This is a genomic window from Pseudobacteroides sp. (assembly GCF_036567765.1).
Lineage (GTDB): Bacteria > Bacillota > Clostridia > Acetivibrionales > DSM-2933 > Pseudobacteroides.
In genome coordinates, this window is record NZ_DATCTU010000004.1 from 117,217 (window position 1) to 133,524 (window position 16,308).

At 37.0% G+C, this 16,308-nt stretch carries 17 protein-coding genes; 2 read left to right on the forward strand and 15 right to left on the reverse strand.

Annotated elements, in window-relative coordinates; genetic code table 11:
• Positions 1-40 precede the first annotated feature (40 nt).
• The 15 genes from VIO64_RS00535 to VIO64_RS00605 form a co-directional block, all read right to left on the reverse strand.
• Complete coding sequence (locus VIO64_RS00535; protein ID WP_036944348.1) at positions 41-301, reverse strand: stage V sporulation protein S; 261 nt, start codon at positions 299-301, stop codon at positions 41-43.
• 130 nt (positions 302-431) lie between these two features.
• Positions 432-1,451, reverse strand: a complete 1,020-nt coding sequence (locus VIO64_RS00540; RefSeq protein ID WP_331914156.1) for an elongator complex protein 3 — start codon at positions 1,449-1,451, stop codon at positions 432-434.
• A gap of 21 nt (positions 1,452-1,472) precedes the next feature.
• On the reverse strand, positions 1,473-2,186 hold the full coding sequence (gene rnc, locus VIO64_RS00545) for a ribonuclease III (protein ID WP_331914158.1): 714 nt from the start codon (positions 2,184-2,186) through the stop codon (positions 1,473-1,475).
• Between the two features lie 211 nt (positions 2,187-2,397).
• Positions 2,398-3,633, reverse strand: a complete 1,236-nt coding sequence (gene fabF, locus VIO64_RS00550; RefSeq protein ID WP_331914160.1) for a beta-ketoacyl-ACP synthase II — start codon at positions 3,631-3,633, stop codon at positions 2,398-2,400.
• 183 nt (positions 3,634-3,816) lie between these two features.
• Positions 3,817-4,041: an acyl carrier protein gene (gene acpP, locus VIO64_RS00555; RefSeq protein ID WP_331914162.1), complete on the reverse strand. Its 225-nt coding sequence runs from the start codon at positions 4,039-4,041 to the stop codon at positions 3,817-3,819.
• Positions 4,042-4,125: 84 nt separating this feature from the next.
• Positions 4,126-4,863, reverse strand: a complete 738-nt coding sequence (gene fabG / locus VIO64_RS00560; RefSeq protein ID WP_331914164.1) for a 3-oxoacyl-[acyl-carrier-protein] reductase — start codon at positions 4,861-4,863, stop codon at positions 4,126-4,128.
• A 17-nt stretch (positions 4,864-4,880) separates the two neighbouring features.
• On the reverse strand, positions 4,881-5,810 hold the full coding sequence (fabD, locus tag VIO64_RS00565) for an ACP S-malonyltransferase (protein WP_331914166.1): 930 nt from the start codon (positions 5,808-5,810) through the stop codon (positions 4,881-4,883).
• A 41-nt stretch (positions 5,811-5,851) separates the two neighbouring features.
• Positions 5,852-6,856, reverse strand: a complete 1,005-nt coding sequence (locus VIO64_RS00570) for a beta-ketoacyl-ACP synthase III (protein ID WP_331914168.1) — start codon at positions 6,854-6,856, stop codon at positions 5,852-5,854.
• Positions 6,849-7,859, reverse strand: coding sequence for a phosphate acyltransferase PlsX (plsX, locus tag VIO64_RS00575; protein WP_331914170.1), 1,011 nt, complete (start codon positions 7,857-7,859; stop codon positions 6,849-6,851). The genes VIO64_RS00570 and plsX overlap by 8 nt, the downstream gene beginning before the upstream one ends.
• 96 nt (positions 7,860-7,955) lie before the next feature.
• Entirely contained in the window at positions 7,956-8,531 is a 576-nt protein-coding gene (gene fapR / locus VIO64_RS00580) for a transcription factor FapR (RefSeq protein WP_331914172.1), read from the reverse strand.
• A 266-nt stretch (positions 8,532-8,797) separates the two neighbouring features.
• Positions 8,798-9,415 (reverse strand): CDP-diacylglycerol--glycerol-3-phosphate 3-phosphatidyltransferase, encoded by a 618-nt coding sequence (gene pgsA / locus VIO64_RS00585; protein WP_331914174.1) that lies wholly within the window; start codon positions 9,413-9,415, stop codon positions 8,798-8,800.
• A complete protein-coding gene (gene rimO, locus VIO64_RS00590) occupies positions 9,399-10,739 on the reverse strand; it encodes a 30S ribosomal protein S12 methylthiotransferase RimO (protein ID WP_331914176.1) in 1,341 nt (446 codons plus the stop codon). Before rimO ends, pgsA begins: the two co-directional genes overlap by 17 nt.
• A 32-nt stretch (positions 10,740-10,771) precedes the next feature.
• Positions 10,772-11,050 carry a hypothetical protein gene (locus VIO64_RS00595; protein ID WP_331914178.1) on the reverse strand — a complete coding sequence of 93 codons (279 nt, stop codon included), beginning with the start codon at positions 11,048-11,050 and terminating at the stop codon, positions 10,772-10,774.
• Between the two features lie 60 nt (positions 11,051-11,110).
• Positions 11,111-12,556, reverse strand: coding sequence for an AAA family ATPase (locus VIO64_RS00600; RefSeq protein WP_331914180.1), 1,446 nt, complete (start codon positions 12,554-12,556; stop codon positions 11,111-11,113).
• A gap of 2 nt (positions 12,557-12,558) precedes the next feature.
• On the reverse strand, positions 12,559-13,548 hold the full coding sequence (locus VIO64_RS00605) for a metallophosphoesterase (RefSeq protein ID WP_331914182.1): 990 nt from the start codon (positions 13,546-13,548) through the stop codon (positions 12,559-12,561).
• A gap of 259 nt (positions 13,549-13,807) precedes the next feature.
• On the opposite strand from VIO64_RS00605, the gene VIO64_RS00610 reads away from it, so the two are divergent.
• On the forward strand, positions 13,808-14,176 hold the full coding sequence (locus VIO64_RS00610; RefSeq protein ID WP_331914184.1) for a hypothetical protein: 369 nt from the start codon (positions 13,808-13,810) through the stop codon (positions 14,174-14,176).
• Between the two features lie 194 nt (positions 14,177-14,370).
• Positions 14,371-16,257 carry a CotH kinase family protein gene (locus tag VIO64_RS00615; protein ID WP_331914186.1) on the forward strand — a complete coding sequence of 629 codons (1,887 nt, stop codon included), beginning with the start codon at positions 14,371-14,373 and terminating at the stop codon, positions 16,255-16,257.
• The last annotated feature ends 51 nt before the right edge of the window (positions 16,258-16,308 follow it).

The window sequence follows — 16,308 nt, forward strand, 5'->3', positions numbered from 1 at the left end:
GTCCATTATTTTACTAATGAACAGGCTTGAGATTATTCTTTTACCTAGGTTGTATTAAGAATTTTATAGCTGTTCTTTCTTCCCCATCGATGCTGACTTCTGAAAATGCAGGTACCGCTACCAAATCAATTCCGTTTGGTGCAACAAAACCTCTAGTAATGGCAATAGCCTTAACTGCTTGATTTACTGCACCGGCTCCAACTGCTTGAATTTCCGCACAATTACGATCCCTCAATGCCGCTGCTAGAGCCCCTGCTACAGATTTAGGCTGAGAATTAGCCGATACTTTAAGAACTTCCATACACTTATCCCCCTACAAATAATCAAATATTTTATCTATATATCAGTGTTAAATAATACGTACTTATAATTCTACACTAGTTTTTAAATTCCTGCAAATTTTCTTATAAATCTTCAAATTTTATTGTTATTTACGACCCCCTTATGAAAAATTCCGTGTTTACATCCTCAATACATTTTACTAAAATACTTTTGAAACCGTATTTATTCTTAAGGTATTCGATATTACCCCTCCTTTGTCCAATGATTTCACAAATGTATTTTTTTCCTGTATATATAATTATATCACGTTCATGAAATAATGAATACTCTTTTAAATAATTTTCTATCCTGCACAGCCACAGCCTTGACTCCACTAATTGTCTGAAGGATGGATGAAAAGGTCCTGCTACAACATCAAAATCGCTGTTAATATTATCTGTAGGCTGCAAGCCTATTCTTATAACCTTTATGTCATTTTTATTATAAATATCCAGAAGTTTTGCACATAGACCAACTGCTTCTTCAACATCTAAGGGGATATATTTTCCATCCTTAAACATTTTTTCAAGATAAGTATTTTTAACAACAAGCGTTGGATAAATCCTTACAATGCTTGGCTTAAGATCCACTACTTTTTTTGCTGTATCAATATCCTTCTTAGTATTTGAGCCCGGAAGACCTATCATAGTCTGAATTCCAAGTTCTATTCCGCTTTCCCTGATAAGTCTTACAGCCTTGTATACATCATCTGCACTGTGTCCGCGGCCGCTTATTCTAAGAACTTCTTCATCAAGGCTCTGAACACCAAGCTCAATAGTATTTACATTATACTTTTTTAATCTGCCCACAATTTCGGGGTCTATATAATCGGGCCTTGTAGAAAGCCTTATTCCTTTAATTTTTCCAAGGTTAAAATACATATCGGCAGCTTCTAAAAACTGTATTTGTCTTTGGGTGTCAATACCGGTAAAGCTTCCTCCGTAAAATCCTATTTCAATGTAACTGTCTTCCCCTGCAGTAGATAGATGTGCCTCTATAGTTTCACGCATCTTTTCAACTGTCATTTCCTCGGTTTGCCCGCTGATTATTTTCTGATTGCAGTAAATACAATCGAAGGGACAGCCCTTATGAGGAATAAAAACAGGGATTATCATATGCTTTTTACCCACAATATCACCTTTTGCGACATTTTATTTTGTGCTGAGCATTTCCAAAGCCGCCTTGGCAGCAGCCTGCTCCGCTTCCTTCTTACTTTTCCCTTTACCTTTTCCGATAATTCTTTCAGCTACCTTTACCTGTGCTACAAACTCCTTGTCATGATCCGGCCCGTTCTCCTCAACTATTTCATAAGCAATTTTCTTTTCGCCGTCTTTTTGCACAATCTCCTGGAACTGAGTTTTGTAATCTAGAAAAATAATGCCTGAAACAGAATCCTTTATCAAGTGTTCCATCTGGCTGTATACAAAGGCTTTTGCATTTTTCATGCCTCCGTCAAGATAAACGGCACCGATAACAGCTTCAAATGCATCGGACAAAATTGAAGTCCTTGTCCTTCCTCCGCTTATGTCTTCACCTTTTCCCAAAAGAAGAAACTTACCTACTTCAATGTTGTTGGAGCACTTTACCAGAGATTGTTCACAAACAATATTCGCCCTTACTTTGGTAAGTTGACCCTCCGACAAATTGGGGTAGTTATTATAAATAGTTTCGCTTATTATAATGTTCAATACTGCATCACCTAGGAACTCCAGTCTTTCATTGCTTGAAAGCCTTTCATTTCTGTTCTCGTTAGCATACGAGCTGTGAGTAAGTGCTAAAATAATATTCTTTTTATTTTTAAACTTGTAGTTTATCCGCTCTTCAAAGCTGCCAATACTCTCCAATAGAATTTCCAAGTTAATCATAAAGCCTCCAAAACCTAATATTATATAGTTTCCAGACACCAATAGAGGACGTATGTCACGTCCTCTATTCTGTGCTTAGGTTATGATCAAAAAATTACTTCCGCTTTTGAGCGGGTGTTGACGGGCTAAGTCAACACATGAGCGAAATTTATAGCGGAAGTTTTTTCTGATCGTGACTAATATTTAATATGTGTTTTGCACACACTTTAATTTATTCAAATTTCTTTAATACTATAGAAGCGTTGTGTCCTCCAAAACCTAATGAATTGGATACTGCGTATTTTATATCCGCACTGCGTCCAACATTAGGAACATAATCGAGATCACACTCAGGATCAGGATTTTTGTAATTAATTGTTGGAGGTAAAAATCCTTCTTTTAATGCCAACGATGTAATTATTGCTTCTATAGCACCTGCAGCACCTAAAAGGTGTCCTGTCATGGATTTTGTTGAGCTTACCGCAAGCTTATTGGCATGGGCACCGAAAACAGTTTTGATAGCGGCTGTTTCATACTTGTCGTTGTACTCTGTTGATGTGCCATGTGCATTTATATAGTCTACATCTTCCGGCTTAATTCCCGCATCTTTAACGGCAAGACTCATACATCTTGCTCCGCCTTCACCTTCCGGTGCTGGTGCAACTATGTCAAAAGCATCATTTGTACAAGCATATCCAATAACCTCTGCAATAATTTCGGCACCTCTGGCAACCGCATGTTCATAATCTTCCAATATGATTATTGCAGCCCCTTCACCCATTACAAATCCATTTCTTCCAGCATCAAATGGCTTGCATGCATCGCTTGGATCTTCTGTTGTAGACATCGCCTTCATTGAACAGAAACCTGCAATTGATATAGGAGTGATGGCAGCTTCAGAACCACCTGTAATCATTATATCAGCATCTCCACGCTGAATTACCTTGAAAGCATCTCCAATGGCGTTTGTAGATGTAGCACATGCTGTTATAACAGTCTCATTGAATCCCTTTGCACCATACTGTATTGCGATACGACCGGAAGCCATGTTTGCAATCATCATTGGTATAAAGAATGGGCTTACCCTTCCCGGTCCTTTATTCATTAATGTTTCATGCTGGTTTTCAAAGGTTTCGATGCCCCCTATACCTGAACCTACGATACATCCGAATCTGTGCTTATCAACCTTTTCCAAATCAAGGCGTGACATCTCTACAGCTTCCTTCGCAGCAGCCATAGCATACTGAGTATATCTGTCCATCCTTTTTGCTTCCTTTTTATCAACGTATACAGTCGGATCAAAATCCTTGATTTCAGCTGCAACTTTTGTTGTATAGTTTGATATATCGAAACGTTCAATAGTGCTTATACCGCATTTACCTTCCTTTATTGAATTCCAGAACTTATTAACTTCAAACCCTAATGATGAGATAACACCCAGTCCTGTTATTACGACTCTCTTTTTCATAAAACAACCTCCTTATATATTTGCAATCGAAACTTTCATATTAAAAATTACTTTTTAAAACTTACTTTGTTTAATTAAGAATTTATTTTAATAAAATTGCCATTCGTGTGATAATGGTAACTTTAGTTATTGTTTCAAGTTTTATCCGTTTTGAAAAAAAAGCCCCTTTATAGGGACTTTTTTTTATGAGTTATTCTTAATGAAATCTACAGCGTCACCTACTGTTGCAATCTTTTCTGCCTCGCTGTCAGGAATTTCAATATCAAATTCTTCTTCAAGCGCCATAATAAGCTCAACTATATCTAGTGAATCCGCTCCCAAATCGTCAATAAATGAAGATTCTAAGGCAATATCGTCTTCTTCAACACCTAATTGTTCTACGATAATTTTTTTAACCTTTTCAAACACTATTCATTCACCTCCTTCCACAGGGGGTTAATATTTAACATCAATTTGTGAATGTGTTGGTAAAACTTTCACATAAAGATATTATTACATTACCAGCCCGCCGTCAATATCTATTACCTGCCCAGTTACATAATTTGAATCGTTCGAAGCCAGAAAAGCCACAACATTAGCCACATCTTCAGGTGTCCCAAACCTTCCGAGCGGAATATTTTTTAAATAATTGTTTCTGACTTCTTCGGGTAATACATTGGTCATATCGCTCTCAATAAGACCTGGTGTAACCGCATTACAGGTAATACCGCGGGAAGCGAGTTCTTTAGCAACAGTTTTAGTCATACCAATTAGCCCAGCTTTTGAAGCAGAATAGTTAATCTGTCCCGGATTACCATATCTACCAGCTACCGACGCAATATTGATAATTTTTCCCGTCCTCTTTTTAATCATAACCTTTGAAGCATACTTAGTACATAAGAATGCCCCTTTAAGGTTAATATCCAAAACATCATCCCAATCTTGTAAAGACATCATAGCCAAAGGCTTATCTTTTGTTACACCTGCATTGTTAACAAGAATGTCAATGCTTCCAAATGCTTCTACCGCAGAATTGACCATCTGCTTAACATCGTCCTCATTACGGACATTTCCTTTTATAACAATTACATTGTAACCTGCTGCCTTAAATTCTTCTGCGGTCTTAAAAACAGCATCCGAACTGCCGTTTAAAACAATGTTAGCACCCAATTGAGCCAGCTTCAAAGCAATTGACTTTCCAAGGCCTCTGGAAGAACCAGTAATAACTGCAGTTTTCCCCTTTAGCTGCATAGTATTCATTCCTCCCATTACATCTCACTAAGTGTCTTTTTAAGTGATTCCATGTCTTCTACATTGAAAGTTCTTGCTTCTTTGTTTATTTTCTTAATAAACCCTGATAAAGCTTTTCCAGGGCCTATTTCAACAAATGTATCTACGCCGTCATTAAGCATGGATTTTACGCTTTCTTCCCAGAGAGTTGGGCTGGAAACCTGTCTGACCAATAAGTCCTTAACCACTGACGTATCATTTATGTATTTGGCAGTAACATTAGTGACCAAAGGACACTTAAACTCATTTAGATTGATGTTCCCCAGCTCTAAAGCAAGCTTATCACCTGCAGGTTTTAACATGCTGCAGTGGAAAGGTGCACTTACAGGCAATACCATTGAACGCTTCGCTCCCTTTTCCTTTGCCAGCTCAACAACTTTTTCAACGGCCTTAACTTCCCCTGCAACAACAACCTGACCGGGGCAATTAAAGTTCGCAGGCTCTACAATCCCCACTGAAGAAGCTTCCTTACAGCAATCAATAACATCCTGACCCTCAAGACCAAGTATGGCAGCCATTGTGCCAACCCCTAAAGGAACAGCCTCCTGCATATATTTACCCCTTTTCTTAACAAGGGCTACAGCGTCTTTAAAAAGCATAGTAGATGCTGCTACATGTGCTGTATATTCCCCAAGGCTTAATCCTGCTACTACATCAGGCTTTTTGCCGTTTTCCAGTAATGGCATAAGACATGCAATACTTGTTGTAAGTATAGTAGGCTGAGTATTTTCTGTGATTTTTAATGTTTCAATATCACCCTCAAAAATCATTTTTTTAATATCGAAACCAAGGCTTTCAGATGCTTCTTCAAAAATATCGGAGGAAGCTTTGAAGTTTTCACAGATTTCCTTCCCCATACCAACACTTTGTGCTCCCTGACCAGGGAAAATAAAAGCTAACTTACCCATTATTACCTCCAAATTAACTGTATTATATTTATGAAATGACTTTATTTATTCCATTTTAGAAGCACAGATCCCCAGGTAAGACCTCCACCAAATCCTACCATAACAATGTTGTCACCCTTTTTCACAAGGCCATCCTGAATTGCTTCATATAATGCTATTGGAATTGATGCAGATGATGTATTTCCGTATTTTTTCAGATTGGAGTAAACCTTTTCTTTTGCAACATTAAGCCTTTTGGTGGCTCCTTCAATAATTCTGATATTTGCCTGATGAGGAACTATAAGATCCACATCGTCCAAAGATAGGTTTTTATCATCAAGAACTCTTAATGTAGACTGTTCCATAACCCTTACCGCAAACTTGAACACCTCGGATCCATTCATCCATATTACCCTTTTATTCTCATGCTCTCTTACACTTATATCCTCTTCAGTGTTATAGCAGCATGGCATTGTAATATTATGTCCCTCATTACCGTCTGCACCCATATATGAGGAGAGTATTCCATATCCTTCTTCAACCTTACCTAAAACCATAGCTCCTGCCCCATCTCCAAAAAGGATACATGTAGCTCTGTCATCATAGTCGGTCACCTTAGAAAGTCCCTCACAGCCCACAACAAGTATGTTTTTATATCCGTTAAAACCTGTTTGGAGAAATTGCTTTGCTACAGTCAAGCTGTACATAAAACCTGAGCAAGCGGCATTCAAATCAAAAGCAGCAGCTTTCGTTGCACCTATGTGTTTTTGTATCATACAGGCTGATGATGGAGTCAGATAGTCAGGTGTCTCAGTAGCAACTATTATAAGGTCAATGTCTTCAGGAGTCAATCCTGCATCTTCTATTGCCATCTTTGCAGCCTCAGCACCCAATGTAAAGGCTGGCATATCTTTATCAAGAATCCTTCTTTCTGAAATACCTGTTCTTTTGGTTATCCATTCATCAGAAGTATCAACTTTTTTTTCAAGATCACTATTAGAAAGAACATTTTTAGGTATACTTATTCCCAAACCTAAAACGCCAATTCCAAATCTTTCATTACTCAATATCTTCAACCTCCATATTCTTAAAATCTTCTCTTATCTGCTCCAAAACGTTGCTCTTTACATAGCTCTTTGCTCTTATAACGGCATTCTTGATAGCTTTTGCATTAGAGCTTCCATGAGCCTTAATTACTTTTCCGTTAACTCCGAGTAATGGAACTCCTCCATACTCTGTATAATCCATATGTTTTTTGAATTTTTTCAACTCTTTCTTTACAAGTGCTCCCGAAAGTTTTGTTATGACATTCTTGTTGAATATACCTTTAAGACTGCCGAACAAATAACCTGCAGCACCTTCAAGAGTTTTTATAAGCACGTTTCCGACAAATCCATCACAGACTATAACGTCCGCATCTCCATCTAAAACCTGCCGCCCTTCAATGTTGCCTATAAAGTTTATATTAGCCTGCTTTAACATTGAGTATGAACTCTTTACAAGATCATTCCCTTTATTTTCTTCAGCTCCGACATTAACTATACCCACTTTTGGATTTTTAACATCAAAGACTTCACTTATATATAAAGATCCCATTACGCCAAACTGTAATAGATTAACAGGTTTGCACATTGTATTGGCACCCGCATCAACAATAACTGATAGCCCTTTACTCGTTGGTAAAAAACTCATTAGGGCCGGTCTGTCTACACCCTCTAACATACCTAAAATAATTTTGGAGCCTGCCATTAACGCACCAGTATTTCCTGCCGATAGGAAGACATCTGCCTTTTTGTCCTTTATCATTTCCAGTCCAACTACAATTGAAGAGTCCTTCTTTCTCTTAATGGCCTTTACAGGACTATCTTCATTCGTAATGGCTTCAGTCGTATGGAAAACATCCAGTCTTTTATTGTTGAAATCATTTTCTTTTAAAATGCTATTAATCTTGCTCTTATCTCCAATCAGGAGAATATCAAAATCATCATTTTCATTAATAGCATCCATACAACCTTTTACTATTTCATATGGGGCATTATCTCCACCCATTGCGTCAACCATAATAAGCAATACTTTCACTCCCTAGAACTTAATATAATTTTTAATATGATATGCTATACAAATTCCCTATACATATAATATCCAAAAATCCCATATCATACTTTACTATTTTTTGTCGACTTTTTCAAGGGATACTAATATAAATTTTCCTCTAAAGACCTCTACCTGTCTCTCCGTTATTTTTACCCATACTATATAGTTATTATTTCTTTGCTGTTTTACTTCTGCCTTCGCAACGAGTTTATTTCCCGAATACACCGGCATTTTGTATTTGATATTTGCAACTCCTACAAGAGCAACATGTGCATCTATTACTGCTATTGCCAGAGATTCTGCCATGGAATATATAAAATGTCCCCGGATTATTTTTGTTTTTTCAAAAGCCATGCTGCCATCTGTTTGTAATATTGATATGCCATACTTTCCTAACGTAATATCTAAAAGCTCTCCAAAAAAATCCTTTACCTGCAGTGATTTTACTTTTCTATAGCTTTCTTCAGCTACGTTCTTTACTCTTTCTCTAAGCTCAGGAATACCAAGTTCCAATCTATCAAGCCTTATGGTAGGTATACTTACGCTAAATTTTTCGGCCAACTCCTCATCCGTTAAAAAAGGGTCTTCATTAATCTTTTCTATAAGAGTTTTGTGCCGTTCTTTCTTATGCAGCGATGACCTGCTCATTAACCACACCTCTAGGTTTTTTATAAAATCGTTGATTCTTATAACTATAATAATTATTACCAGATAATATATTCTGATACCAAGAGTATATTATATAATCAGATTATATGCAATATTTAACTTAAAATTAACAAGAAAATTATTTTTTGAGGAAAAATTATGGTGTATAATACACCATAATTTCCTGAACATTAAGAAAAGGCTACGCCATACAATCGTAACCTTTTCTTTAAATAATCCAATCTGAATTGTAAGTAACAAAACCTTTATTTACCGTAATCCAATACCTTGCTGTTCTTGGCAATATAGTCATAGCCTGAATAGATTGTTACTATAACTGCAATAAACATTGTTACCCTGTCAAATGGAAAATCTGTGAATTGGGATAACGGGAAATTCTCCAATATAGACAACACTATTGCAACCATGGTAGTAGCAGTTTTTATTTTTCCCCAGTTGCTTGCGGCTATAACTATGCCTTCCCCAGCTGCTATAAGCCTTAAGCCCGTTACAATAAACTCTCTGCCTATTATAAACATTGCAGCCCATCCGCTGAGCATACCGTTTTGAAGAAGCACAATAAGTGCAGCTGTGACCAAAAGTTTATCTGCAACCGGATCCAAAAATTTGCCCATTCTTGTTACCTGTTTGGTTTTCCTCGCAATATATCCATCCACACCGTCTGTTAGCGATGCAATAATAAATATCCCCGCAGCAATGTATTTGCCTGTACCCTTTATAAATTCATTAAGTGCTACCATCTGGGAGTGTAAAAAAGTTAAATACTCACTGTTTACTACCCATTCAGGAATAGGGAGTATAAAAATCATAAAAATCGGTACCAGTAAAATTCTTGACAAGGTCAACTTATTCGGTAAATTCATTAACAACAGCTCCTATTAAATCATAATTATCTATATTCATAATCTTAACATTTACTATGTCCCCTGTTTGGACGGGCTCTTCACTTGTAAAGTAAATAAGACTATCAATTTCAGGTGCTTCGGCGTAAGTACGCCCTGTATAGAAAATCCCGTCATCAGCAACTCCTTCAACTATTGTAGGGTAGACTTTGTCAAGCCTTTGCCTGTTAATTAAGTCCATAGTTTCCTTTTGAAGGTTTATCATAGTATCAAATCTAGCTTGCTTTGTTTTGCTGCTGATTTGATTTTTTAATTTTGCTGCAGGAGTATTCTCTTCTTTAGAATAAGAAAAAACACCGAGTCTGTCAACCTTATATTCATTAAAAAAATCATAAAGTTCACTAAAATCCTCTTGGGTTTCTCCGGGAAAGCCTACAATTACAGAGGTTCTTAGTACAATCCCGGGAACTTTAGCCCTCAAGTCCTTTATAAGCTTTCTATAATCCTCTGATGTTCCCCTCCTGCCCATGACCTTTAATATTTTGTCACTGGTATGCTGAAATGGAATATCCAGGTACTTAACTACCTTATCATTATTAGATATTTCATTAATAAGTTCCTCGTCAATTTCCTCAGGATAACAATACAAAAGCCTGATCCATTTTATTTCATCAATAGCACCTAATTTTTGCAAAAGCAATGGCAGCATCTTTTTCCCATATATATCAAGACCATACCTCGTAGTGTCCTGTGCTACCAGTATTATTTCCTTTACACCGTTTTGTGAAAGCTTCACAGCCTCGGATAAAACATCTTCTATCTTTCTGCTTCTAAACCTTCCTCTAAGACTGGGAATAATACAATAGGTGCAACAGTTGTCACAACCTTCTGCAATTTTTATATATGCATACCCGTTATGGGTGGAAACAACCCTCTCAGAGTTCATATAATCAATATTATCCAGTTTGCCGTATAAAACCTGTTTCTCGCCCTTATAGGCCTTCTCAATAACCTCACAGATAAGACTTACATTACCGGTTCCAACACAAGCATCAACCTCAGGTATTTCATTGATTATATCTTCCTTATATCTTTCTGCTAGACATCCGGTAACTATAAGAACCTCACACTTATCCTTCTTGCACTCGGCCATTTCAAGAATGGTATTTATTGACTCCTGCTTGGCTGACTCAATGAACCCGCAGGTGTTTACAATAAGTATATGTGCTTCTTCTTTTTCGTTAACAATTTCATACTCCCCATCTTTAATAAGTCCCAACATTATTTCGCTGTCTATGAGATTCTTAGGACATCCAAGCGAAACAACACCTATCTTCTTTTTCATTTGCTCTCCCCTTACAATTATCGTAATATTGATTATATTTTATTTTCGTTGATCAAATCCATAGGAAGCATATTATTAGCCTCCCTAATCATTTCCTCAATATCATTTTTAAGCTTCTCTATTTCGGACTCAAGCTCATCAGGCTTTACGCCCATCTCCTCAATTTCCTTTAATATTTCCTGTTTTTGTTTGTTAAGCTGCTCCATCCTTGTCTCGGCACGGATCCTCATATTTTTTGCCTTGTCCAGATTTTCCTTAAGTTGACTTATTGTTTTACCGTAGTCTAATGATTTGTCCGACTCGTCAGCCATATATATCCCTCCGTTTAGCCATGATTAAAATAACTTCTGCTTTAAATTTTCATTCATGCCTTAATTACTATAGCTTTTAATTATTTCATTTAGGATATCATTTCCAATATTGCTTCTGCAAACAGGACATTTCCCTGCATTTCTTAAAACACTTGAATAATCCTTCAAGAGCTTGTCGGTTTCAATTTTGTTGGAAATGATATATTTTTCTCCATCAACAATTTTATTTGATACATCCTTAAGCTTTTCCGCCGATTTCTTAACCTTGACCAGCTTTTCAATCTTTTCCTGTATTAAGTTATGAATTGACGATAATTTGTCAATGTTCGCTGCAGACTGTAATATCTCACTATACTTTTCCTGCTCTTTATTTAATCTTTTTATTTCAACATTTAACCCCCTAATACTCTCAAGCTTTGATATGTTTATATCAAGCTTCTTAAGCTTGTCCTCCATGGGCTTTACATTGACGGTTGCATACAAATGCCACTTCGCTTCACCCTCCGACCTTTCAACCTTCGCAAAAGCAGCTTTAAGACTTTTTGCCTTATCCATAACCCCAGTCTTAGTGGTTATATTCTCCAGAAGCCCGGTGCACTCATTTATTCTCTCAGTATTTCTAATTATAAAGAAAGCTGAATTAATTTCAATATCTATTTCATTCAAAGTTTTAAATACTCTCTTTAGCTTATACAGCTTTTCGTTGATTATTTCAATACTTTTAATGCAAAGTTCGTACCGCTCCAGTTTGTTTAGGCTTTTAACAATTGCACTTTGAGCGGTATAATCGTTTTCTATAGATATAATATTCTTTAAGTTTACCTCCAGCCTTTTTTTACGAGTGAGCACCTCTGAAAGCTTTTCTATTATCTGTCCTGATTTTTCTAAATTTACCTCTACCTCTTTTAAGTATTCATACTCTTTAAGGGTGGACTCAACCTCTTTAAGCTCGCTGCTCACCCTGTCTTTTGACTGGTTCTCACGCCTCAAATCCACATTGCTGTTTTTAATAGCTCTATCGATTATATGGAGCCCGATGAGCCTTCCTATAGCCTTTGCCCTTACCGACCCGGTCTCAGACAGCAAAAAAGGCCCCTCCAACTGCTCAGCAATATTTAAGCTTGAGCTTAAGCTGCTGTCCAAATAAGCCTTGGTAATACCATGTGCCCCTATAACCTCCTGGGGTATCTCATTTCCAAAGCCTTCGAATGTTATGGGATCCTTCTCGGGGTATAATACTGTATATCTGTTTTTGCTGCTTGACCTTTCCCGTATTATAGTATTGCCGTTATCCATTTCTATGGTTACCTTGGCTGCAGCAGTACCCTGTCTTATAAATTCCGTTCCCCTGGGTTCATTAAACAATACCCACTTTATAGCCCTAATAATAGCAGATTTCCCATTATCTGAAGGCCCCGTTATAATATTTAATCCTCTGTCTAGGTCTATGGTTGTATCTTCATGGGATTGGAAATTCTGAATTTTAACTTTTGTAATTATAGCCATGTCTAATCCTCTTCATCATGAGAAAGTTCTTCTTTTGCAAAAGCAATCCTCTTTATTGTTTCATACTTTACCTCGCGGCTGATATTCTCGTCAGCTGTAATATCATCAATGATTTTGCCGAGATCCGCCTTTTGATATTTCCCGGTTTCAGAAAGCTGCTGGTAAAACCTGTGAAGTTTAACATTACGATCCTGAGCATACTCCAACTGTCTTCTGTCTAATACTTCATTTCCAGGAGCAGCAGACTTTAATTCTCTTTCATAAATATTTATCCCTTCACTTAAGTCAATTATAACAACCTTTGGAATTCTGTTTATTTCTCCGATTGCATTAGTGATCCTAACCAGACTTCCCGGGTTTAAAAAATATTTCCCATCCCTTTCAACAATACCGAACCCGCCATGATAGTGGCCTGCTAGGGTTATATCAGCTTCAGTTTCCGTTATATTATCCACCAGGGTATAAGGGATTCCTTCAAAAAACGGCTTCTTTAACAGCATTCCGTGAACCATATTTATCAAATAATCCACGTCTTTTCTTTTCTGAACAACATAATAATTCTCGGACACCTCTAGGTCATCAATGTCAAATCTGTAAGGTTTGCCCATTATCTGGACCTTTATTCCGTTTTTTTCAACAATCACATCATCATTATATTTTAGAAGTGTCAAAATGCCAACACCCGCTAATAGTCCTAGCATAGTTCGCCCTACAGTATCAGGATTATGCCCGTATATATCATGGTTCCCGGCTATTGTAAAAACCGGCCTTTTGTAAGATTGAATGATGAGTGCAAATTCCTTAACTATTGACGGGGAAATATCCGGCCTGTCAAACCAGTCACCACCATGCAATATATAATCTATTTCAAGTTCGTCACAAATTTCTTTTATTTCTAGGAATTTTCTTTTGAGAGTTTCATAAAAGTTATCGTTCCTGTTTTTTGGCGTGGTTCCTTTAATATGTGTATCTGTAAAAAAAATAAATTTCATAAAACAGTACTCTCTTTCATGGGTTATAAGTTAATCTAGTTTAAAATTGTTAATCTGCAAGATCCTTAAATCCTTATTACACTCATATTATACCATGCTTTATTCTTTTTTTATTAAAAATCTTACATTTATAATACAAAACAATCTTTGCTTTAATTTGCGAAATGTGATAAAAGTATATATATAATATATAAATCAATTTTTCGTTCATACCTTAGCATATGGTTGTACAATAACTTTAACAAGGAGCTGCTGTGTGATGAGTTTTTCAGAATTGGTAGGTTCTATTATTGACATTATTTGGAATATACCTATTTACGTACCAATAATTTCATTATCCCTTATTCTGCTGACATATATTCTTAATAAAGATAGACTCTGGACTATACCAAAGCTTTCATTTCTGTTTGCAATAGTCATTACCATATACGATATAACAACTAAAACACCTGGTGAAAATATATTTATCCAATTTAAAAATTACATTTATGAAGCCAAGTATAATTACAATTTTCTTTATATTTACATTCCCATTTTTCTTTATTGCTTGCTGATAGCCGCAATTTTCGGATACATTGAGAAAGTAAAAAATAAGATATCGGTAAAATCCGATAACCTTCCCAAATAAAATAATAACTAAACCGAAAATGTAAATTAAGAGATAAGCCATACATATTTATGCTATGGTTTATCTCTTTTTCAGTTCCTTTAGAATACTTGTCAACTTATTCTTTCAGAGCGACTCAATACAATAATTTTTATGTATTATTATAATAAGATTTTTTATAATATGTTGAATAATTTTCTAGGGAGGCAAAGTGTATGAAAAGAAGGTTAGGATTTTTATCTATCAACTTTATTTTGGCAGTTATGTTAAGCACAGTATGCTTTTATGCTGATTTTTCCGCAGCAGCAGACATGAAATCACCTGACTTGAATGGGGACAAAGTTGTAAACATGTCCGATGTTATTCTTATGGCAACTGTATTCGGATCTGTTTCAGGAGATGGAAAGTACGTTTCATCATATGATATAAATGGTGATGGTGCGATAAACATGTCGGATGTAATTATTGTTGCAACCAAGTTTAATAGTGTTATAAACACCCCAACTCCAACATCCGGTCCGACGCCAACTCCAACAAAAAAGGATGATACAAATTTGACTGGGGATATTATTTTCTCGGTACCCAGCGGCACTTTTAGAAATCAGATTTCTGTGACTTTAAGTTCTGCAGTTGCCAATTCTCAAATTCGATACACTACCGATGGAAGCATTCCCACTTCCGGCTCAACTCTATATAATAATGCCTTGACATTTACAAAAACTACACAGCTTAGAGCTCAAGCCTTTGTTAATGGAATCCCAAGCGGTGCAATGGGTACCGCAGTCTATATTGCAAGTGCAATCGACACCAAGCATGATATTCCTGTTATAGTTCTCGATGCATATGGCAAAGGAAAGCCAGGTAAAGTCAACTACGCAGACGTGGCTGTAATGGTTTTCGAGCCAAAAAACAATGAACTTTCCTTAACGCAAGCTCCAACTGTAGCTACACGTGCAGGGTTCCGCGTTCGCGGCCAGTCATCGTCAAATTTTGAGAAGACACCTTATAGACTTGAGCTATGGGATAATGAGAACAAAGATGCAAAGCATCCTTTGCTGGGTATGCCTGGAGATGGCGATTGGGCACTTTTGTCACCTTACCCCGACAAGTCTCTTATTCGTAACGCTTTAGCTTATACTTTGGGAAAAGACATGGGCTTAGAGGCACCGCGTTTTAGACATGTGGAAGTCTACCTTAACCTTGACAACCAGCCACTCTCTGCAGCTGATTACCAGGGCGTTTACTTGCTTGTAGAGACAATAGATATAGACAAAGACCGACTCAATATAAAGAAGTTAAAGGAAGATGACTTGACAGAGCCTAATATTTCAGGCGGCTACCTTATGCAGTTCAACATGCAGGCAGCTGAAGCTCCATTAATTAAGGGTAACGGATGGAGTGACCTTGAATTAACAGAGCCTAACGATGCGAAACCAGAACAAATTAATTGGATAACCAACTACATTCAAAAAACACATAATGCTATTCACAGTACAAATCCGTCCAACCCGACAACCGGCTATCCTGCATTTATTGATGTTGATTCATTCGTTAATTTCATCATTACAAACGAGATTGCCCGTCAGCCTGACTCATATATGCGCAGTACCAGAATATTTAAAGATCGTGATAAAAAGCTAATGGCCGGTCCTTTGTGGGACTTTGACCTCGGATATGACTGCTTCGTTATGGGTGGCTTCGGTGGATCAACGTCTACAATAGAAGGTTGGCAGTTCCAGCCAATGATGATGCCAGGAATGGGTACTACCTGTGACTGGTACTACACACTAATGAAGGACCCAAGCTTCCAAAGTAAGATCAGTGCCCGTTGGCAGGAGTTACGCCGTGGTCCTCTGTCTAATGCAAATTTGTCGGCAAGAGTTAAATCGTTGTCAACGCCAATAACAAATGCAGCAAAACGTAACTTCCAGAAATGGAATATACTAAACACTGCTACAATAGGTGGTTTTGGAACTCAGACATCACAAACATGGGAACAACAGTTAACAATTCTTGAAAACTTCCTGCTCAAGAGAGCAGCATGGCTGGATACATCGGGATGGAAACCAACAACTACTACAGGCGGATGGGGTGGTTTTTAGGAAATAACATCTTAATTTCCTATGCATCAAAAAAGGGGCTACACTAATTTT